This is a genomic window from Cupriavidus sp. 22TCCZM04-2 (genome assembly GCF_057798895.1).
This window is the reverse complement of the sequence record NZ_JBYOJS010000002.1, coordinates 468,307-488,396: the sequence shown is the minus strand read 5'-3', so window position 1 is coordinate 488,396 and position 20,090 is coordinate 468,307. Positions and strand designations below refer to the sequence as shown.

Sequence of the window (20,090 nt, the reverse complement as noted above, 5' to 3'; positions counted from 1 at the left end):
CTCCTTTGCTCAGGCGGCCTGCAGTGTGGTATCCACTTCGAGCGGATAGATCGGGCGCCGCAGATTGCGGAACGGGAACAGGCTGTAGTCGGAGCTGCAGACGCCGGGGCCCGCTACCAGCACGATGTCCTTCGCAATCGGCTCGAAGCCCGCGCGGAAATGCTGGCGCGATTTGATCAGCACGTACTTGCGGCGCGACAGGTCGATGCCCGCGTGCGTGAACACGCCCGTATCGAACGGCTCCTGCGGCTTTTCGCATACCACCACGAGCGTGCCGTCCACGTCCAGCACGACGGTGCGGCCCAGGCTCAGCCTCATGCCCGTGAACATCGGCCCGGTCACCTGGTAGTTGCCGTCGGTGATGCACTGGACCCGGCCCGTCAGCGTCAGCGGGCGGCCCTTCAGGCCCAGCGCCGGCATATCGGTCTTGCCGCCGACATCGAGCGTCAAGGTGCTGCCGACGCCCGCATCGATCAGCTGCGCGACCGCGGCCGGGTCCCAGAACGGCCCGGCCACCACGCCCTCCAGCCCTTGCCGCAGCACTTCGGCCAGCACCGTCATCTCGTCGGTCGGGCCACCGGCGCCACAGTTATCGCCGTGGTCGACCAGGATCACCGGTCCTGCCTCGGCGTTGCGCGCCCGCGCGATCGAGGCCTCCATCGGCTCGATTGGAAACACGAAATCGGCGCGGCGTTCCCACGCCATGCCGCACAGATCGTCGAGCAGCCGGCGGCCTGCATCGGCGCGGTCGGCATCGGCGACGATCACGACGGTCAGCCCGGTATGCGCAATGTCGGCCAGCGGGAAGCCCCCGAACACCGATGCGTTCAGCACTTCGCCATCGCGCTCGGCGGCCATGGCGCGGTCCATGATGTCCTTCATCGGCTGTTCGCGCGGAGTCTGGCGCAGCATGTGCGTGAGCATCGGCAGCGTGCGCCACAGCATCACCGGTCGGGCCTCGCCGCGCAGCGAGGCCATCAGCGTGCGCGCGGCGCGGGCGCCGGTCTCGTAGACATCGACGTGCGGATAAGTGCAGTAGCCCGCGATGACGGTGGCATTGTCGATCAGCGCCGCGCTGAAGTTCGCGTGGAAGTCGAGCGAAACGGCAATCGGCACATCGGGCGCCACGGCCCGGATGCGCGCCAGCAGTTCGCCTTCGGCATCGGGATAGCCCTCCGCCACCATCGCGCCGTGCAGGTCGAGCATCACCGCATCGCAGCCTTCACGCACCGCCGCGACAATGGTTGCCGCCATCGATTCGAACGCGTCGGCCGTGACCACCCCGCTGGGCACCGCGTTGGCCATCAGCGGCATCACGAACGTGTCGCCCTGGCGTCCAACCAGATCCATGAAGGCCGCTGCGGCGCTGTTGGTTCCGCGGCAAGCGCGCACGGCGTCATCGCCGTGCAGGGGGCCATCGGTGCTGCCGCGATTGAAGGCGTGCAGCGGTGTCGGGATCGGCGAGAAGGTATTGGTTTCATGCCGCATCAGGGCAATGACAAAATGCATGGTATGGACTCCTGTGCGGGCCGTGCCGCGAGAATCAGTTGGCTTCGAGATCGACGTTGCGCGCGATCGCGCCATAGCGCAGCGTCTGCGCGTGCAGGAAGCGGCGGCTTTCCGCCGGGGGCGTCAGCACGGACTCGTACGCAAGCGTCTGCAGCCGCGTCTGGAAGTCAGCCTCCTGGACGCTGGCCTTCACTTCCTTGTAAAGGCGGTCGATGGTCTCGGGCGGCGTGCCCGCCTTGACGACGAGCGACAAGTTGGCGCCGATCAGCAAGCCGTCCTTGCTGTCGGACTTCTGCAACGCCAGGTTCGGGAACTGCGCCACGGGCTTGGCCTGCAACGCGGCCAGCGGCCTGGCCTTGCCGTCGTTGACATAGTTGATGGACGAGCCGATCACGTCGACATGCGCATAGGTCTGGCCCCCGATCAGGTCCGCCATGGCCGGCGGCGAGCCACGGTAGGGCACGATGGTGAAGTCGAGCCCGTTGCGGCGCTTCCAGTCCGCCAGGGCGAGATGCGCGGCGCCGCCGACGGTATTGATGCTGATCGACACCTTGCCGGGATGCTCGCGGATATACGCCATCAGTTCGGCCAGGTTCGTCTCCTTGCGATCCGTGCGCGTGATGATCCAGTGCGGCACCGTAGTCAGGACGGTAACTGGCGTGAAATCGCTGTCCGGGCGGTAGCGCAAGCCCTTGATCGTGTGCGGATTGATATTGAGCGTGCCGTCGCTGGCGAGCAGCAGCGTGTTGCCGTCGGCCTTTTCCTTGAGCACGGACAGCGCGCCCGGCACGGTGGCGCCGCCGGCGATGTTCTCCACCACCACGGGCTGGCCAAGGCGCGTTTCGAGCTTGCGTGCCAGCGTGCGGCCGACGATGTCGTAGGAACCACCGGCCGGGAATGGCACCACCAGGCGCAACGGCCGGTCGGGCCACGCCGCGCCGGCGGCAGCACCGGCATACGTCATCGCCACCAGGACCATGCCGGCGAAAGCACCACGAAGCACGGCGGAAAGTCGGGTTGTACGGATCATCAGTCTCCTTCCGAGGTCTGGGTGCCTCGTCTTGAACGTTTCGGACCCGGCCGACTATAGGCCAACTCGACTTGCACAAAAAGCGAATTAAAATGTCGCCAAGTTGAGTAAATGGTTAACTTCAAAGCAAGCCGCGATATGCCGTCCATGCCTTCCGCCGATCCGCTCGAATCCGCCAGTTTCCCGCTTGGCCGTCTGAAGCTGCGCCACCTGCGCGTCATCGTGGCATTGGGCGAGATGCAGACGGCGGCGGCGGTCGCCGCGCGCTTCCATGTCAGTCCGGCCGCGGTATCGAAAACGCTGGCGGAGATCGAGGACATCGCCGGCATGGTGCTGTTCGCGCGCGGGCGCCGCGGACTCGAACTGACCGAACCGGGCCGCGAGATGGCAGCCCACGCGCAGGTGCTGCTCGCGCAGCTCGAACGCCTGGCCGAGTCCATGCAGGCGGTACGCGCGGGTAGTCAGGGCGAACTGCGGCTGGCGTTCCGGACCATGTCGGTGCAGCCGTTCCTGGCGCAGGCCATGAGTGACTTCTACCGCGACAACCCGCGCGTGGAGATCAGCGTGATCGAAGGCGGCATTGGCGAACTGGCCGAGCAATTGCTGCACGGCTCGCTGGACCTGCTGTTCGCGTACGGCGATCCGCGCCTGTCGCAGCCCGCGCTGCGCAGCACGCCCGTCGTGCCCGCGCAGAAGGTAGTTGTCGTCGCCAGCCCGGATCACCCGCTGCTGGCGCGCCGCAAGCTGACGGCGCAGGCCTTGTCCGAGCAGCAATGGTGCATTCCCGCCACGGGGTCGCGCATGCTTCATCTGCTGCAGATGGCCTTCCACGCGCTGGGGGCGCCGGCGCCGTCGCGCGGCATCCGCACCAGCGACGTGGCGGCCACGGCCAGCCTGATGCAGACCGGGCACTACCTGTCGGTGTTTCCCGAACGCATCGCGGCACAACTGATGTCGGCCAAGGTCGCCCGGGTCCTGCGCTTCGAGCTGGATGCCCGCGTCGAGCCGGTGGTGGCCGTCTGGAATGGCGAAATCACGTCACGTACCGCCGCGCAGCGCTTTCGCGAATTCGTGCTGCAGAGGGCCACGCAGGATGTCGTGCGGGATGCGCGGCCACTGCTGGCGGCTCGCGCGGTGGCTGCGGCGGGGCTGGTGCCGCGCCGCGTGAAGGGATGAGCGCGAGAGTGCCGCTTTTCGCCGATGACACAGGTACCGAGGGCCAATGGCGGATTCAACTGCCCCGCCATGAGTGCCGTATGGTCCTCAGAAGATATGCTTGATCCCCAGCATCGCGCCAAGCTGCGACGATCCCGGCGGCGGAGCCGCCGCGCCGTCAACCGCCACGGCGGACTGGCCGCTGTTGTCGACAAAGCCCATCGTGCCGTAGACCGAGGTGCGCCTGGAGAACGCGTAGGTGCCCCGCAGCGCGTAAAGCATGGCCTTGTTGCTGCTGTGGTGGCCCACGCGCGACTCGTCGATGTGGTCGAATCGCTCTCGGTCATGACCAATGTCGCGCTGATGTTCGATCAGGCGACCATCGGGCTGATGCCGCGCTCCGCCGCACGGCAATTCGTCGACACCGGCAGCCTTGCCATCATCCCGCTGGAGCACGCGCCGGCATTCGGCGATGTCGGCTTCTTCGCCGTGCCTGGCTCGCTCGCTGTGCGCGCCGTCGAACTGTTCAAGGACTGCCTGCGGGCGGCGGCGCGCGAAGCCGGCTGACGTCGCGCGCTACATTCGCTGACCAACGGGTACCCGATCGGCGTCCCGGAAACGCTCAACGCGCAATTCATCGATCTGGTCCGGTACGGCGCCTTCCGCCGCAACTGGGGCGAGATCTTCGGCGATGGCCTGGCACCGCTGCTGCGGCCCGAGGGCCAGCTGGTGGGACAGCCGCCGCTGCGCCTTCCCGGCTGCTATTCGCAGTGTTCGCGCGCCAGGGACTCGCGCGTATAGCCATGCCGCACGCGCAGCTGATGCTCGACCGCATCGGCCTGGTCCAGGCACGCGAACATGACGTCGTCCCTGGCGCGCTGCGACACGCCTTTGAGCCGCGGGGCCTCGTAGGCAATGCGGCGCGCGCGGCAGCGCAGGAACAGCAGCGTCTCGGTGCTGGCGGAGGCCAGTTGCTCCTTGTCGATGCGCCTGCATTCGACCAGGTCCTGGGCCCACGATGGCTCGATCGTCACGAACAGCATCAGGCACAGCCATCTGCGCAGGGAAGAGGACATCGGCATGGAAATGAGGGCGCTCAGGCTCATCATTGTCCACCGTCACGCGTGTTTCAAGCGGTCCGGCATGCTGAGGCAGAGACGCACCAGCGAGACAGTGTGTCCAAGGCCCAGGACAATCTGCCGCCAGCCCCGTCGCCACGTAACGAATGTTGCAGCGCAATAGATATCTGCACCGTGCCGGGGTGTGCAGCGGTCCCTGATCGGGGTAGGCTGTCATCCATCAACGTGCCGCAGTGTGCGTCGATTCACGCCAGCCAGCACGGGCTGACGCCGATCCTCTACTCGCCGCCCCACTCCGGAACCAGGCGGCGTTCCAACGGCGCGAGCCAGCCTGCGGCCCTGCTGATCGCGGCCCGCGCCCCCGTGCATCGCCGCTCCCTGATTGCCAAGACAAAAAATGACCGATCTCACAGCCGACTCCAACCAGGCCGCCGCGCCTACGCCCGAAGAGGTGCGCAAACGCGTCTTCTCCATCGTTGCCGCCTCGTCAGGCAACCTCGTCGAATGGTTCGACTTCTACGTCTACGCGTTCTGCGCGATTTACTTCGCGCCATCGTTCTTTCCCAAGGCCGATCCCACCGCGCAGCTGCTGAACACCGCGGGCGTGTTCGCGGCCGGCTTCCTGATGCGGCCGATCGGCGGCTGGCTGTTCGGCACCATTGCCGACCGGCATGGGCGCAAGAACTCCATGCTGATCTCGGTGCTGTTGATGTGCTTCGGCTCGCTGCTGATTGCCGGCCTGCCGACTTATGCCAGCATCGGCAACTGGGCGCCGGCGCTGCTGCTCCTCGCACGCCTGATCCAGGGCTTGTCGGTTGGCGGCGAGTACGGCACCACGGCGACTTATATGAGCGAGGTGGCGCTGCGCGGACGGCGCGGGTTCTTCTCGTCGTTCCAGTACGTCACGCTGATCGGCGGCCAGTTGCTGGCGGTACTGGTGGTGGTGATCCTGCAGCAGCTGCTCGATGACGCCGAACTCAAGGCCTGGGGCTGGCGCATTCCGTTCGTGGTCGGCGCGATCACCGCGGTGGTGGCGCTGTTCCTGCGCCGCACGCTGCACGAGACCTCGTCCGCGGCCACGCGCGGCAGCAAGGAAGCCGGCAGCGTCGCGGAGATCTTCCGCAACCACAAGGCCGCCTTCTTCACCGTGCTGGGCTACACCGCCGGCGGCTCGCTGATCTTCTACACCTTCACCACGTATATGCAGAAGTACCTGGTCAACACGGCCGGCATGTCGATCAAGACGGCCAGCTACGTGATGACCGGATGCCTGTTCCTGTACATGTGCATGCAGCCCGTGTTCGGCGCGTTGTCCGACCGCATCGGCCGGCGCAACAACATGCTGCTGTTCGGTGCGCTGGGCGCGGTGGCAACGGTGCCGATCCTGACCGCGCTGCGAACCGTGTCGAGCCCGGAACTGGCGTTTGTGCTGATCGCCGTGGCGCTGGCCATCGTCAGCTTCTATACGTCGATCAGCGGTATCGTGAAGGCGGAAATGTTCCCGGCCGAAGTGCGGGCGCTTGGCGTCGGCCTGGCCTATGCGATTGCCAACGCGGCGTTTGGCGGCACGGCCGAATACGTGGCGCTGGGACTCAAATCCGTCGGCCATGAGACCGCGTTCTACTGGTATGTCACCGCCATGATGGTGGTTGCCTTCCTGGTCAGCCTGCGCTTGCCACGCCAGGCCAGGTACCTCCATCACGAGCACTGAACGCCGTGCCGGCGGCAGGTGTCGCCGGCTGCGCGTGGCACACTACGGGTGCGGATGCTGCCACCGGCAGCCCGCACCCTGAACCGCCTTCTTTCCCCATCCATGGATCTCAACGCCCTGCGCCTGTTCGTCGACATCGTCGATGCCGGCAACCTCAGCGCCGCCGCGCGCAAGCTCAAGATGACGCGGGCCAATGTCAGCTACCACCTGAAGGCGCTCGAAGAAGAGCTTGGCGTCCAGTTGCTGCGGCGGACCACGCGCCACGTGGAACCCACGCCCGTGGGCGCCGGGCTCTATGAGCACGGCCGCAATATCCTGGGCGAGGTCGCGGCGGCCAATGCGCTCATCAGCAATATGGGCAAGAGCATGCAGGGCCATGTGCGCCTGTCGGTGCCGACCGGCCTCGGCCACACCATGCTGTCGCCGCTGCTGGTGCAGTTCAAGCAGCGCTATCCCGACATCCTGCTCGACGTGGTGTTCGACAACCGCGTGCACAACCTGGTGTCGGAAGACGTCGACGTGGCCTTGCGCATCATCTCCACGCCGCCCGATTCGGTGGTGGCGACGGAGATCGGCGAAGTCGACTGGGTGGTCTGCGGCGCACCGGCCTACCTGGCGGCGCACCCGGCGCCGAAGGTATTGGCGGAACTGGGCGGGCATGCGGTGGTGTGCGCGTCGCCGGTCGGCCAGAAGCTCAAGGTATCGGGCACGCCTCCGCATGGCGGCGCCGCACGCGAGCAGGTCGTGCTGGAGCCCACGCTGAGTTCCGACAACTTCGCGTTCCTGAAGGAGGGCGTAATGGCCGGGCTGGGCATCGGGCTGTTCCCGATCTACGCCGTTGGCGACGAACTGGCCAGCGGCGCGCTCACCTCGCTGCTCGACGGCTATCGCATCAGCGTGTTCGGCAGCAAGCTCTATATGCTGACCATGCCCAACCGGTACCAGACGCTGGCCACGCGCTGCCTGCTGACTTTCCTGAAGGCCGAACTCCAGGCCGTGTGGCCGCGGCTGCACGATAGCGCCGCGCCACGCCACGGCTGATACCACCGTCTATAGTAGGTACACAAGGAAAACCCTTGTCCCCGCCGGTTGCCCGGGAGTGACCGGCCTTCGCATCCAGAGGAGCAATCATGGCCCTGGCAAGCACGCTGGCGAGCTGCATGAGCAGCAAGAATACGCAGTACGACATCGTCCACCATCCCTACACCCTCAGCAGCATGGCCACTGCCGAGGCTGCGCACGTACCCGGAGACCGCCTGGCCAAGACTTTGCTGCTGGAAGACGAGAATGGCTATGTCGCCGCAGTGATCCCGTCGAACCATCACCTGCACATGGCTGCGCTGTGCGAGCAGACCGGCCGCAAGCTGGTGCTGGCGCATGAAGACGAAATTCGCGAGGTCTTCAAGGACTGCGACCTCGGCGCGATCCCGCCCGTGGCCATGGCGTATGGCATGCAGACCTATGTCGACGACAGCCTGATGAAACACCCCGACGTGTATTTCGAGGCGGGCGACCACCAGGAACTGGTGCACATGAGCATGGACCAGTTCTCGAACCTCATGTCGGATGCCGAACCGGGGCATTTCTCGCGGCGTATGATGTAGCCGCGATCCTTGCAACGGACAACGGCCGGCCCTGCGCCGGCCGTTTTACTTTGCGCTGCAGTCTAGCGTGTACCGTGCCACCACCGTGTTCCCGTCCCGCAGCGTCAGCCCCACTTCACATCTGCCGCCCGGCACCGGCGTCACCGCCATGGAAGACACCTGGCTGGGCTGGTTTTGCTGCACGTGCACCGTGCCGCTCTGCGCAATGGCCGACGAGTTGCCCTGCCCGCTGCTGCGCAGCCGGATGTCGTACTGCAGATCCGCCTCACGGGCCGCGCTGACATAGGCCGCGATCATCGTCACCCCATTGGCGGCATGCGATTCCAGCCAGGCCTGCAGGTGGATATCGGCTTGCATATCGTTCTCCGTGTCATGACGTTGCGGCCGCGTCGCCCGGCAGCGCCGGTGCGCTGTCATCCTTGAGCGCCACGCCGGAACAACCAAGCGCGGCCGCGCCGCGCAGCAGAAATGCCAGCCGCTCGGCGGCCTGCGCGTAGGGCAAGCCTTCCGGGCGCACGTTGGAGATGCAGTTGCGCTCCGCGTCCGTGCGGCCGACGCGCGGCGCATAGGTCAGGTAGAGGCCGAGGCTGTCGGGCGAACTGAGCCCCGGCCGTTCGCCGATCAGCATCACGACCTGGCGCGCGCCGGTCAGCTCGCCCACTTCATCGCCCAGCGCCACGCGCGCTTGCTCGGCGATCACGACCGGCGCCACGGTCCAGTCCCGCGGCAACCGTTCGCGCACGGCAAGCAGCAGCGGCACCGCGTGGCCCTGCGCAGCCAGCGCGGACAGGCCGTCGGCAATCACGAACACCACATCGGGCACCGGATCGGCATGCGCCTTCGCCAGCCGCGCACGGCTGGCTTTATCCAGCCTGCGGCCCAGGTCGGGGCGGCGCAGGTAATGCGCGCGGTCCGGCGCGGCGCTGTGGACCGGCACGCTGGCAAACCCGGCCTGCGCGAGCGCGGCTTCGATGGCCGCACGGTCCAGCGGCAGGTGCACCGCATCGCGTGCCTGCGCATGCGCCAGACCGAAGGCCAGCACGGTGTCAGTCGTCTGACTGTGCCCGGCGCGGCCGAGCGCAATGCGCGCACGCGTGAACTGGCGCAACTGCTGCCAGGGATTGGGTTGCGTGACGGAGGATGCAGGCTTGGCCATGTCCGCGGCTACAGCGAATGCGCCAGTTCAAGCAGCGGCTGCCGATCGGTGGACTCCAGCAGGCGTCCGCTGCCATCGGCAATGCCCATGCGCTGCAGCCAGGCCTCGAACTCGGGCGCGGGCCGCAGGCCCAGTACCTCGCGCAGGTACAGCGCGTCGTGGAACGACGTGCTCTGGTAGTTCAGCATGATGTCGTCGGCCCCTGGCACGCCCATGATGAAGTTGATGCCCGCCACGCCGAACAGCGTCAGCAGCGTGTCCATATCGTCCTGGTCGGCCTCGGCATGGTTGGTGTAGCAGACGTCGCAGCCCATCGGCACGCCCAGCAGCTTGCCGCAGAAATGGTCTTCGAGCCCGGCACGGATGATCTGCTTGCCGTCATACAGGTACTCGGGGCCGATAAACCCCACTACGGTATTGACCAGCAGCGGCGAGAATCGCCGCGCCACCGCATAGGCGCGCGCTTCCATGGTCTGCTGGTCCACGCCATGGTGCGCGTTGGCCGACAGCGCGCTCCCCTGCCCGGTCTCGAAGTACATCACGTTGTTGCCCACCGTGCCGCGCGCCAGCGACTGCGCGGCGTCATGCGCCTCGGCCAGCAGCGACAGGCTGATGCCGAACGCGGCGTTGGCGTGCTCGCTGCCCGCCACCGACTGGAACACCAGGTCCACCGGCGCGCCCTGCTCCATGGCGCGCAGGGCGTGGGTGACATGCGCGAGCACGCAGGACTGCGTGGGGATATCAAAACGGCAGCGCAGGTCGTCGATCATGCGCAGCAGGGACACGATCGCGCCCAGGTTGTCCGATGCCGGATTGACGCCGATGGTTGCATCGCCGCAGCCATACATCAGCCCGTCGATGATCGACGCCGCAATGCCCTTGGGATCGTCGGTCGGATGGTTCGGCTGTAGCCGCACGGACAAGCGGCCCGGCAAGCCGACCGTGCTGCGAAAGCGCGTGACCACGCGGCACTTGCGCGCGACCGCGACCAGGTCCTGGTTGCGCATGAGCTTGCTGACCGCCGCCGCCATTTCCGGCGTGATGCCGCGCGCCACGCGTGCGAGCGTGGCGTTGTCGGTCTCGTGCAGCAACAGCCAGTTGCGGAAGTCGCCCACCGTGAGGGAGGCGATCTCGCCGAAGGCGCCGGCATCGTGGCTGTCGAGGATCAGGCGGGTCACCTCGTCGTCCTCATACGGGACCAGCGCTTCGGACAAGAAGTGCGACAACGGCACGGCGGCCAGCGCCATGCGCGCCGCCATGCGCTCTTCCTCGCTCCCGGCGGCAATGCCGGCAAGGCAGTCGCCGGACCGGGCAGGGCTGGCTTTGGCCAGCAAGGTACGCAGGTCGGCGAAGACGTGGCGGTGCTGGCCAACCGTGTGGACAAAAGCCATGGGCGCGGGCTCCGGGAGCGATGGGTGTGTGCCGGTATGGCTACTATAGGCGTTCGGATTTGCAGGCAACCGGCTGCCTGTCCGGAATGCGAGGATATTGCTCCGGTAGTGCCGCGCCAATGCGAGCCAATCCTGACATCCGCGTTCCGGCGTCATCCTTCTCCTATAGCGATGTCGGCCCGACACCGACAGCGACCGCGCAGTGCGATACCTAGTATCCAGATGCCACCCATGCGGGATTAGCATAAGGAGAAGCGCCATGGACCGCCGCCAGTTCCTCAAGTGGGGAAGTTTCATGACCGTTTCCGTAGCCGCCGGCGGACTCGCCGCATGCGGCGGAGGCGGCGACTCGGAGCCACAGCCCTCCGACATGGGCAATCCCGAGAACTTCAACTTCCTGCACGGCGTCGCTTCGGGCGACCCGAAGCCTGACAGCGTGGTGGTCTGGACGCGCGTGGACGGCAGCAACGGCCAGCGGGCGGTACAGGTGCGGCTCCAGGTGTCGGCGCAGCAGGACTTCGGCACGCTGCTCGTCAATCAGTTGCTTTCCGCGCTGCCCGACTGGGACTACACCTTGCGCAACAAGGTCACCGGTCTCTCGCCGTCGACGCAGTACTACTACCGCTTCCTGCTCGGCGACCGCGCCAGCACGGTCGGCCGCACGCGCACCGCCGCGCCCGCCGGCACGCCGCTGTCGCAACTGCGCTTTGCCTTCATCTGCTGCCAGGACTGGAACGTCAACCACTGGGCCGGCATGGAAGAACTTGCCCAGCAGGACCTGGACTTCGTCGTCCACGTGGGCGACTACATCTACGAGGCCGTGCCCGGCGGTTCGCGCAACGGCAACGTCGAGGACCGGCATGGCGTCCTGCAACTGCCGAACGGCACCGCGCTGCCGGACGGCTCGGTGTATGCCACCACGCTCGCCGATTATCGCTACCTGTACCGCAACTATCGCAGCGACACGCGTTTGCAGGCGCTGCACGCAGCCTTCCCGGTGATCGCCATCTGGGACGACCACGAGTTCTCCGACAACTGCTGGCAGGATCGCCAGACCTACAGCGCCACCGACGACGCGACACCGCGCACCGCGCGGCGGCGCAGCGCCAACCAGGCGTGGTTCGAGTTCCTGCCGGCCGATGTCACGATCGACCTGAACAATCCTTCGTTCCAGAACATCCAGATCTACCGGTCGTTCACGTTCGGCAACCTGGCCACGCTGCTGATGACCGACGAACGCCTCTACCGTGCCGACCACATCATTCCGGAGGCGTCGACCGGGGGCGCCGTCGGCAGCCGGCAGTTTGTGCGAGCCGACAAGCTGGCCGCCGCCGAGGCCGACAAGATCGCGGCCGCCGGCAACGCGCTGACGCCGGTGAGCATGCTGGGCGACACCCAGCGCGCCTGGTGGCAGGACCACGTCGGCGGCGCCAACACCACGTGGAAGCTGTGGGGCAACGAACTGGCCATGCTGCGCATGCAGGTGGACATCCCGCAAGCGCTCGCCGACCTGATCGCAAAGGAACTCGCGCAACTCAACAGCTTGCTGGCACCTGTGGTGGCCGACGCGGCCGCGGCGCTGGCCAGCGACCTGCGCGGCGCCAGGGCAGCGGGCACGCTGGCGGGACTGGCGTACACCGCGTTGCGCAACGTGGTGTCGCGCGTGGGCATCAGCAGCGCCACCTTCGACTCGACCATCAAGCCGTTCATCGACAAGCGCCTGCCGCCGATCGAACTGCTTGACCGCCTCATCCTCAATGCCGACCAATGGGACGGCTACAACGCCGAGCGCAAGAACCTGATGGCGTTCCTGAAGACCCACGGCGTGCGCAACGTGGTCACGCTGAGCGGCGATATCCATGCGTTCTTCGCCGGACAGGTGATGGACGACTACGATGCCGCGAGCCCGGCTCCGGTCATGGTCGACCTCGTCACGGCCGGGGTGTCGAGCAACACGCTGCTGAGCCGGCTGCGCGCGCTGGTCGACAACGACCAGGCCTTCGCGGCGCTGCACGACCTGATCTACACCAACGCGGGCGGCGCGGTGGTGAACGCCCTCAATGCCACGCTGCGCACCTTCAACCCGTGGCTGCGGCACGTCGAGACCAACGCCGAGGGCTATGCGCTGGTGACGCTCAACCCTGCGAAGCTCAGTTGCGCCTTCCATGTGATGAAGCCGCTTCAGGGCCCTACTGCGCCGGCACAACCAGCCACGGCCAGCGTGCAGGTGATCGAAGTGGCGTCGGGGGCTACGGACGTCACGCTCGTGTAGGCAGGCGCCCGGGGGCAAGTAGCTAAATTTTTACCCGGATATTATTGACAATTATTTTATCCGGGTATAAATTGGGCGAATTCACCACCACGGCAGCCCTCCATGCACCCAGCCGCTCTGATTTCGTCCCATATCGCCTTCGACGGGCATCGTCGCATCGCCTCCGGTCCGCTTGGCGCCGTCGCGCTCGCGGTCAGGCGTGCGGCCGCGCAAAGGGCCGCCGGGCCCCTCCTGGTGTTCGACAATGCGACGGGACGCTCCATCGATATCGACCTGCGCGGCACCAATGAAGAGGTCGTCGCGCGCTTTGCGGCCGTGGGCACGGAGGCAACTGGCCCTGGACACGTCGACGATGAAGCCGCGCAGAACGAACCTCGCGGCCGAGGCCGCCCGAAGCTTGGCGTGGTCGCGCGCGAGGTCACGTTGCTGCCGCGCCACTGGGACTGGCTCGCGCAGCAGCCTGGCGGTGCTTCGGTGGCGTTGCGCAAGCTGGTGGAAGAGGCGCGGCGCGCCAACGCGCAGCGCGACCATCGCCGCGTTGCGCAGGAGCGCGCGTATCACTTCATGTCGGCAATTGCCGGCGACCTGCCGGGCTTTGAGGAAGCAACGCGCGCCTTGTTCGCGGATGATCGCGCGCGCGTCGGGGCACTGATCGCGGATTGGCCGGCGGACGTGCGCGAGCACGCGTTGGCGCTGGCCTTCACCGCAGCATAGGCGCGTTCAGCGCGTCCTTGCCTCCGCGGCACGCGCGATGCGGCCGCTGCGGCTGGCTTCGATCAGCAGGGTCACCATCAGCATGACCAGGGTCATCGCGAACACGGCATAGCCGACATTGCCGCCCTCGATCGCGAAGAGATCCGGCGAGTAGGTTGGGCCGGTGCAGATCATGGTGCCGGCCGACATACCCGTATAGTGCATGCCGCAAACCGCGAGGCCGATCACGATGGCGGCGCCAAATTGCAGCGGGCCGCTCTTTACCGTGGTCGCCAGCCACAGGCCGATCACAGAGACCACGACCGCGATCAGGACGGACAGTCCGACGATGAAGGGATTCCAGTCGAACAGCGTATTCGAGTGGATCGCCGCCATGCCGGTGTAGTGCATGGCGACGACCCCGAGGCCTGTCAGCACGCCGCCCTTGACGGCATTGCGGGTGCGGTTGCCTTGTCGGCGCGAGGCGATGACAAGGCCTGCGCCGACCGGCACCATCACCGCCAGCAGCGACAGCAGGGTCAGCAACATGTCGAATTCGCGATGGGTTGGCGTGCGGTAGGCGACCATCCCGATAAAGTGCATCGACCATACGGCGCCGCCGCCAATACTGGCCGCGGCGCATAACAGGCGGTCGATATCGACGCGCCCGTCACGCCCGCGCATGCGGCGCGACCATCGCAGCCCGGCGTAGGCGCCGCACACCGAGATCAGGAAAGACAGTCCCACCAACAGCATGTCGTACTGGAATGGCACGATGGTGCCCGGCAATGCCTGGAATCCGGCAAACATATCCCACCTCCCCGCAGAAACCCACGGCGGCGCGGTTCAGAGTACCTTCGTACCGGCTGCCGTCGGATGGCTGAAATTGCGGCGCTTGTTTTCTTGTTCTTGCCCAAGCGCGTGCACGTGGCTGCTTTGATGAATGCGGGGTCAGTATGCTGGTTGGCATCGGCCTTTGCCCATAACCCATTGAAGGTAAATCGGGCTTTGGTGAAGGAGGGATTCCGGGGATGGTTGTGCTTGGCGGGCTGGCGTAGCCGGTGGGGTTCTCTGGTTATGACGGGGTCCGAAGCACGATCAATATTCGTCCGTTAGGACAAGTCAACGCGTTTTATGACGCAGGCTACGCCTGCGAAACAGCGGCGTCTGCCAAGCACGACACCCCGTCAAACCCTGACCATCGTCTCCCTCCCCAAAATCGCTCCCCTCACGTTCTGCACATGCGCCGCCCCGGCCGCCTCGGCCGCTTCAGGGTCGCCCGAAAGCACGGCCGTTGCAATACGCCGATAGTCATCCAGCCGCATCCGTGGCAGCGAAGCGAGCCGGTGCTGCGCGTGCACGATCGGCATGTGGATGGTTGGAAAGAGTCGCCGCAATTCACGGTTGTCGCCCATCTCCAGCAGCGTGCGGTAAAAGTGCCGCCGGCTACCGGAAAAGGCCTCCACGTCATGAGCCTTTTCCGCCGCGACCAGTCCCTGTACCGAAGCCCGCAAGGCCTGCACAAGCTGGCGATTCGCACAGCCGCGCGTGGCCGCGCGCGCGAGCAGGCCAGTCATGCGTTCCGCGACATCCAGCACGTCCAGGGTTTCCTGCAGGCTCAACCGCCGGATGATCGCGCCCCGATGACGCGGAAGATCGACAATGCCTTCGGCCGCCAACCGCTGCAGCGCCTCGCGCACCGAATTGCGGCCGACGCCGAAATGCGCCACCAGGTCGGTTTCCACCAGCCGCTGGCCAGGCGAAAAGCCGCCCAACTCCAGACCATTCACGATGCCGAAGAACACTGTATCGGAAGCGCTGCGGCCCGCCGGGCCGGACGCAACGGGCGTATCGCTGGACATATCAGGGGAAGAGAAGGTCGTTCTTGGCACGGGCGCGATTCTAATGGATTGGCCGGGCATCAATGTCCGAAGCCGTTGACATAGGATGAAATCATCCTACAATCCGGTCCTGTCATGCAAACAAACGGAGACCTTGATGGGAGAGACGTTGCTCGGCCTTGCCGGCAAGCGGGCGCTGGTTACCGGGGCATCGAGCGGGCTGGGGGCGCACTTTGCGCAGCGGCTCGCCGCACATGGCGCGGAAGTGGTGCTGGCGGCACGGCGCATCGACGCGCTGCAATCGGTCGCGAAGCAGGTGGAACAGTACGGCCCCGCCAGGTGCGTGGCGTTGGATGTGACCAGTGCCGCATCGCGCGGCGCGCTGGCGGAAAACGCAGGGCCCATCGACATCCTCGTCAACAACGCCGGCCTGGTTCGCGAGGGACCCGCCCTCACGCATGCCGAGGCAGATTGGGATAGCGTGATGGACACCAATCTCAAGGGCATGTTCTTCCTGGCGCAAGCCCTCGCCCCCGGCATGCGCGCACGCGGTGGCGGCAGCGTCATCAACGTGGCGTCGATCCTCGGGCTGCGGCAGGCGGGTGGCGTGGTGTCCTATGCCGTGTCCAAGGCCGGCGTCGTGCAACTGACCAAGACCCTCGCGCTGGAATGGGCGCGCCATGGCATTCGCGTAAACGCCATCGCCCCCGGCTACATCGACACCGAACTCAACCGCGACTTCTGGCAGGCCGATGCCGGCAAGGCGCTGATCCAACGCATTCCGCAGCGCCGCCTGGGACAGCTCGAAGATCTGGACGGGCCGCTGCTGCTGCTCGCCTCCGATGCCTCGCGCTATATGACGGGCGCCGTGCTGGCCGTCGACGGCGGCCACCTGGTCAATACCCTCTGAGGGAAAACGCAACCATGTTCACACCCTGCCCTACCGAACGCAGCGAGCAGATCGCTGACCGCGTCGAGCGCTTCGTGCGCGATGTCGTGGCCCCGTACGAGCAAGATCCGCGCTGCACCGCGCACGGCCCCACCGCCGAACTGGTCGAGGAGCTGCGCGCTAAGGCGCGCGCGGCAGGCGTCATGACGCCGCACATCCTTGCCGATGGCAGCCACCTGGACCAGCGCGAAACCGCCGCCGTGCTCAAGCGCTCGGGCCTGTCGCCGCTCGGCCCCGTCGCCGTCAATACCATGGCGCCCGACGAGGGCAATATGTTCCTGCTCGGCAAGGTGGCATCCGCCGCGCAGAAGGCACGCTTTCTTGAGCCGCTCGTGCGCGGCGACGCGCGCTCGGCGTTCTTCATGACCGAGCCCGCCGAAGACGGCGGCGCGGGGTCGGATCCGTCGATGTTGAGCACCACTGCCGTTCGCGATGGCGACGAGTGGGTCATCAACGGCCGCAAGAAGTTCATCACCGGCGCCGAAGGCGCGAAGGTCGGCATCGTGATGGCGCGTACCGGCGATGGCGAACGCGCGCAGGCCACCATGTTCCTGGTCGACCTGCCCCACCCAGCCATCCGCACCGAGCGCGTGATCGACACCATCGACAGCTCGATGCCGGGCGGCCATGCGCTGGTCGTGATCGACAACCTGCGCGTGCCGGCGGACCAGGTGCTGGGCGAAGCCAACGAAGGCTTCCGCTATGCGCAGGTCCGGTTGTCGCCGGCGCGGCTGTCGCATTGCATGCGCTGGTTCGGTACGGTCGCGCGCGCGGACGAGATCGCGCGGGCCTACGCCATCACGCGCAAGGCCTTCGGCAAGCTGCTGATCGACCATGAGGGCGTTGGCTTCATGCTGGCCGAAAACCTGATCGACCTGCAGCAGGCGGCGCTGATGATCGACTGGTGCGCCGGCGTGCTCGACACGGGATCCGCCGGCACCACCGAAAGCTCGATGGCCAAGGTGGCCGTGTCCGAAGCCCTGTTCCGCGTCGCGGACCGCTGCGTGCAGATCCTGGGCGGCAACGGCGTGTCGCGCGACACCATCGTCGAACAGGCGTTCCGCGAACTGCGCGCGTTCCGGATCTACGACGGCCCGACCGAAGTCCACAAGTGGTCGCTCGCGAAGAAGATCAAGCGCGACACCCTGGGGGCGTCCAGGCATGGCTGACCGGACCCTCGGCTAGGCACCGCGCCATGACGTCGCGCCCCTCCCCCGTGCAGCGCGCGCTTGCGGTGCTGCGCGCGCTCTCCGACCCGGAAGTGCGCCGCATGAGCGACGTGGCGCGCGCCACCGGCCTCGACCCCGCCACCACGTCGCGCCTGCTCGACATGCTGGTGCAGGAAGGCTTCGCCACGCGCGATGACAAGCGGCGCTATGGCATCGGTCCCGAGGTGTTCCAGCTGGCCGACGTCGGGCAGCGCCGTGTCGACCTGCGCCAGCTGGCGCATCCGGCCTTGCAGCGGCTGCAGGAGTCGTTCGAAGACACCGCGGTGCTGACCGAGGCCAGCCGGGGCGAGGCGGTATGCTCGGACCTCGTCACGGGGACGTTCCCGGTGCATGCGAACTACGTGACGGTCGGCACACGCCGTCCGCTCGGTGTCGGCGCAGGCAGCCTTGCAGTGTTGGCGTGGCTGCCGCCGGCCGAGCGCGCGCGGCGCCTGCAGCAGACCGCGCGCAAGCTCGAAAGCTATCCCCGGCTCGACGCGCCATCGATCGCCGCCGAGGCCGACGCGGCACGCGCGCGCGGCTATGTGCTGTTCCTGGATTGGGTGGTGGACGGCATGGGCGGCATCGCCGTGCCGATCCTCGACTACGAAGGGCGGCCCATCGGCGCGCTCAGCGTGGCGGCGCTGAGCGGCCGCATCCGCGGCCGCGAAGCCGCCATGGCGCGCCAGCTCCGGCAGGAAGCGCGCCGCATCACCGGCGCGTGGACGCGCGTCGTGGTGCCCGCTGGCGCTCAGCGTGGACCGCGCAGCAGCGATGCCAGCGTGTCAGGAATCTCCACCTCGAAGCGCAGCACGGCACTGGCCAGCGCCTTGCCGTAGTTGTCGATGGCCAGGCTGCGCGATACGCCGCCGCCCAGCGCCCCTTCGGCGACGAAATTGAGCGCCTGCAGGCCGTCCACGTCGTAGCGCGTGACCGGTCCGGTGATCAGCGTGCCGTAGTGCGCCTTGAAGGCGTCCGCCGTGAGCTGCTGCTTGATATGCGGATAGAACTCCGGCGCATAGGCAATGACGGCCGTGTTGGAAGTATTGCCCTTGTCGCCGGAACGGCTGTGGGCGAGGCGGCGCAGCGGTACGCGCATGATGACGTCTCCCGGTTCGTTTTGGACCATCAGAGGAACTGGACCTGCGACCGGATCAATGCGCGCGGCACCAGTGCCGACCACACGCCGATGATCTCGCGCGTGCGGTCCTGGTGGGGCACGCGCTTGCCGGTCGAGGCCAGCCCGCACACGGCCATGCTGTCTATCTCTCGGCCCACCTTGGCCGCTTCTTCACGCGTGCGCGTGCGAGCCGCCACGCGCACCGCGATCTCGTTGGGCTCGCAGGCCGGCTCGGGGGACGCCGCACCATGCACGGCATTGACGCCCAGGAAATCGATGCGCAGTTCGTCGGCCTGCAAGGCCGCCATGGCGAAGCGTTGCTCCAGGATGCGCTTTGCCAGCTTGGCCTTTTCCAGGCAGCCCGGGCCGGCATAGAAGAACATGTCTTCGCCGATATGGCCTTCCGCGCAGCCCAGCGAGACCTTGAGCGTATCGGTGCACGGCAGTCCGCTCACGCCGCTGATGCGCACGCGGTCGGGGCCCACCTGCTCCAGCACGGCGGTCGAGAAGTCGACGATCACATCCGGCGTGATATAGCGGCGCGGATCGTGGACTTCATAGAACATCTGCTCCTTGACGGTTTGCAGGTCGATGCGGCCGCCGCTGTCCGGCACTTTCGAGATCACGGCGCTGCCGTCGGATTCCACCTCGGCGATCGGGAACGCAAGGTTCCACGGCTCGGGCACGTCCTTGTAGCCCGGATCGCCAAAGTAGCCGCCCGTCACCTGCGCCCCGCATTCGAGCAGGTGGCCGATCGCGCTGCCGCGCGCCAGCCGCACGACATCGTCGGCCTGCCAGCCGAATTCGTGAATCATCGGCGCAAGGAACAGCGACGGATCGGCGACGCGGCCCGTGATCACGATCTGGGCCCCCGCACGCAGCGCTTCGACGATAGGGCCGACGCCCTCGTAGGGTTCCGCGCTGATCAGCGTTTCACGCAGCGTCGACACGTGCTCGCCGCTCTCCAGCAAGGCGAGATCGAGTTCGCAGATGCTGCCGGTGAGATCGGTCGTGGTCACGGCGGCGATCTTCACGTCCGGCAGCCGGAGTTCCCGGCATAGCTCGGCCACGCGCCTGGCCGCGCCGAGCGGATGGATCCACCCCTGGTTGCTGATGATGCGCGTGCCGTTCGCGATGCAATGAGGCAGCACGGCGCGCATGCGTTCATCGAGATAGGTGTCGTAGCCGCCGAACGACGGATCGCGCCGCTTGCGCACCTGCGCGGCCGATACGGTCGCCTCGGCCATGGTTTCGAAGCAGAGGTAGTCGAGCTTGCCAAGCCGCGCGGAGCGTTCCGCGGGTTCCACGCGGTCGCCCCACCAGCCCGATCCGGAGCCGATGCGAAGCGTAGTCTTCTGGGTCATGACGTCAA

At 66.8% G+C, this 20,090-nt stretch carries 20 protein-coding genes and 1 pseudogene; 10 read left to right on the top strand and 11 right to left on the bottom strand.

Annotated features, from left to right (window positions below; genetic code table 11):
- Positions 1–9: 9 nt before the first annotated feature.
- Both AC3FKG_RS05625 and AC3FKG_RS05620 read right to left on the bottom strand, forming a co-directional pair.
- Positions 10–1,509 (bottom strand): M81 family metallopeptidase, encoded by a 1,500-nt coding sequence (locus AC3FKG_RS05625; protein ID WP_488742631.1) that lies wholly within the window; start codon positions 1,507–1,509, stop codon positions 10–12.
- A gap of 34 nt (positions 1,510–1,543) precedes the next feature.
- Positions 1,544–2,539, bottom strand: coding sequence for a Bug family tripartite tricarboxylate transporter substrate binding protein (locus tag AC3FKG_RS05620; RefSeq protein WP_488742630.1), 996 nt, complete (start codon positions 2,537–2,539; stop codon positions 1,544–1,546).
- A gap of 147 nt (positions 2,540–2,686) precedes the next feature.
- Between AC3FKG_RS05620 and AC3FKG_RS05615 the strand changes: the two genes are divergently transcribed.
- A complete protein-coding gene (locus AC3FKG_RS05615; protein WP_488742629.1) occupies positions 2,687–3,715 on the top strand; it encodes a LysR family transcriptional regulator in 1,029 nt (342 codons plus the stop codon).
- An 87-nt stretch (positions 3,716–3,802) separates the two neighbouring features.
- Here the strand turns inward: AC3FKG_RS05615 and AC3FKG_RS05610 are convergent.
- A pseudogene (locus tag AC3FKG_RS05610) lies at positions 3,803–3,997 on the bottom strand (porin); the annotation flags it as partial.
- On the opposite strand from AC3FKG_RS05610, the gene AC3FKG_RS05605 reads away from it, so the two are divergent.
- Positions 3,995–4,261 (top strand): hypothetical protein, encoded by a 267-nt coding sequence (locus AC3FKG_RS05605; protein ID WP_488742628.1) that lies wholly within the window; start codon positions 3,995–3,997, stop codon positions 4,259–4,261. The pseudogene AC3FKG_RS05610 and the gene AC3FKG_RS05605 overlap by 3 nt on opposite strands.
- 194 nt (positions 4,262–4,455) lie before the next feature.
- Here AC3FKG_RS05605 and AC3FKG_RS05600 read toward each other — a convergent pair whose 3' ends face one another.
- Positions 4,456–4,800, bottom strand: a complete 345-nt coding sequence (locus AC3FKG_RS05600; protein WP_488742627.1) for a hypothetical protein — start codon at positions 4,798–4,800, stop codon at positions 4,456–4,458.
- A gap of 370 nt (positions 4,801–5,170) precedes the next feature.
- On the opposite strand from AC3FKG_RS05600, the gene AC3FKG_RS05595 reads away from it, so the two are divergent.
- The 3 genes from AC3FKG_RS05595 to AC3FKG_RS05585 all read left to right on the top strand — a co-directional run bounded on the left by AC3FKG_RS05595 (position 5,171) and on the right by AC3FKG_RS05585 (position 8,088).
- Complete coding sequence (locus AC3FKG_RS05595; protein WP_488742626.1) at positions 5,171–6,484, top strand: MFS family transporter; 1,314 nt, start codon at positions 5,171–5,173, stop codon at positions 6,482–6,484.
- Between the two features lie 102 nt (positions 6,485–6,586).
- The gene (locus AC3FKG_RS05590) at positions 6,587–7,525 is read left to right on the top strand and encodes a LysR family transcriptional regulator (protein ID WP_488742625.1); all 939 of its coding nucleotides are present in this window, start codon (positions 6,587–6,589) and stop codon (positions 7,523–7,525) included.
- A gap of 89 nt (positions 7,526–7,614) precedes the next feature.
- Positions 7,615–8,088 carry an aminoacyl-tRNA deacylase gene (locus AC3FKG_RS05585; RefSeq protein WP_483712679.1) on the top strand — a complete coding sequence of 158 codons (474 nt, stop codon included), beginning with the start codon at positions 7,615–7,617 and terminating at the stop codon, positions 8,086–8,088.
- Positions 8,089–8,133: 45 nt separating this feature from the next.
- Here AC3FKG_RS05585 and csgH read toward each other — a convergent pair whose 3' ends face one another.
- From csgH to AC3FKG_RS05570, 3 genes are read right to left on the bottom strand one after another with little or no spacing between them, the layout of a single operon-like run.
- The gene (gene csgH / locus AC3FKG_RS05580; protein WP_488742624.1) at positions 8,134–8,445 is read right to left on the bottom strand and encodes a curli-like amyloid fiber formation chaperone CsgH; all 312 of its coding nucleotides are present in this window, start codon (positions 8,443–8,445) and stop codon (positions 8,134–8,136) included.
- Positions 8,446–8,458: 13 nt separating this feature from the next.
- Positions 8,459–9,244 carry an ethanolamine ammonia-lyase subunit EutC gene (gene eutC, locus AC3FKG_RS05575; protein ID WP_488742623.1) on the bottom strand — a complete coding sequence of 262 codons (786 nt, stop codon included), beginning with the start codon at positions 9,242–9,244 and terminating at the stop codon, positions 8,459–8,461.
- Between the two features lie 8 nt (positions 9,245–9,252).
- Complete coding sequence (locus AC3FKG_RS05570; RefSeq protein WP_488742622.1) at positions 9,253–10,635, bottom strand: ethanolamine ammonia-lyase subunit EutB; 1,383 nt, start codon at positions 10,633–10,635, stop codon at positions 9,253–9,255.
- A 259-nt stretch (positions 10,636–10,894) separates the two neighbouring features.
- On the opposite strand from AC3FKG_RS05570, the gene AC3FKG_RS05565 reads away from it, so the two are divergent.
- Both AC3FKG_RS05565 and AC3FKG_RS05560 read left to right on the top strand, forming a co-directional pair.
- Positions 10,895–12,907 (top strand): alkaline phosphatase D family protein, encoded by a 2,013-nt coding sequence (locus AC3FKG_RS05565; protein ID WP_488742621.1) that lies wholly within the window; start codon positions 10,895–10,897, stop codon positions 12,905–12,907.
- Positions 12,908–13,009: 102 nt separating this feature from the next.
- Positions 13,010–13,621 carry a DUF2239 family protein gene (locus AC3FKG_RS05560; protein WP_488742620.1) on the top strand — a complete coding sequence of 204 codons (612 nt, stop codon included), beginning with the start codon at positions 13,010–13,012 and terminating at the stop codon, positions 13,619–13,621.
- Positions 13,622–13,627: 6 nt separating this feature from the next.
- Here AC3FKG_RS05560 and AC3FKG_RS05555 read toward each other — a convergent pair whose 3' ends face one another.
- Positions 13,628–14,410 (bottom strand): MHYT domain-containing protein, encoded by a 783-nt coding sequence (locus tag AC3FKG_RS05555; RefSeq protein WP_488742619.1) that lies wholly within the window; start codon positions 14,408–14,410, stop codon positions 13,628–13,630.
- A gap of 377 nt (positions 14,411–14,787) precedes the next feature.
- Positions 14,788–15,462, bottom strand: coding sequence for a GntR family transcriptional regulator (locus tag AC3FKG_RS05550; protein ID WP_488742657.1), 675 nt, complete (start codon positions 15,460–15,462; stop codon positions 14,788–14,790).
- A 136-nt stretch (positions 15,463–15,598) separates the two neighbouring features.
- Between AC3FKG_RS05550 and AC3FKG_RS05545 the strand changes: the two genes are divergently transcribed.
- Genes AC3FKG_RS05545 through AC3FKG_RS05535 form a run of 3 tightly spaced genes read left to right on the top strand, consistent with a single transcriptional unit; the run spans position 15,599 to position 18,437 of the window.
- A complete protein-coding gene (locus AC3FKG_RS05545) occupies positions 15,599–16,351 on the top strand; it encodes an SDR family NAD(P)-dependent oxidoreductase (RefSeq protein WP_483712687.1) in 753 nt (250 codons plus the stop codon).
- 14 nt (positions 16,352–16,365) lie between these two features.
- Positions 16,366–17,559: an acyl-CoA dehydrogenase family protein gene (locus AC3FKG_RS05540; protein ID WP_488742618.1), complete on the top strand. Its 1,194-nt coding sequence runs from the start codon at positions 16,366–16,368 to the stop codon at positions 17,557–17,559.
- Positions 17,560–17,585: 26 nt separating this feature from the next.
- Positions 17,586–18,437: an IclR family transcriptional regulator gene (locus AC3FKG_RS05535; protein WP_488742617.1), complete on the top strand. Its 852-nt coding sequence runs from the start codon at positions 17,586–17,588 to the stop codon at positions 18,435–18,437.
- Here the strand turns inward: AC3FKG_RS05535 and AC3FKG_RS05530 are convergent.
- The gene (locus AC3FKG_RS05530) at positions 18,350–18,697 is read right to left on the bottom strand and encodes an AtuA-related protein (RefSeq protein WP_483712692.1); all 348 of its coding nucleotides are present in this window, start codon (positions 18,695–18,697) and stop codon (positions 18,350–18,352) included. The genes AC3FKG_RS05535 and AC3FKG_RS05530 overlap by 88 nt on opposite strands.
- A 29-nt stretch (positions 18,698–18,726) precedes the next feature.
- Positions 18,727–20,082 carry an acyclic terpene utilization AtuA family protein gene (locus AC3FKG_RS05525; protein WP_488742616.1) on the bottom strand — a complete coding sequence of 452 codons (1,356 nt, stop codon included), beginning with the start codon at positions 20,080–20,082 and terminating at the stop codon, positions 18,727–18,729.
- Positions 20,083–20,090: the final 8 nt, after the last annotated feature.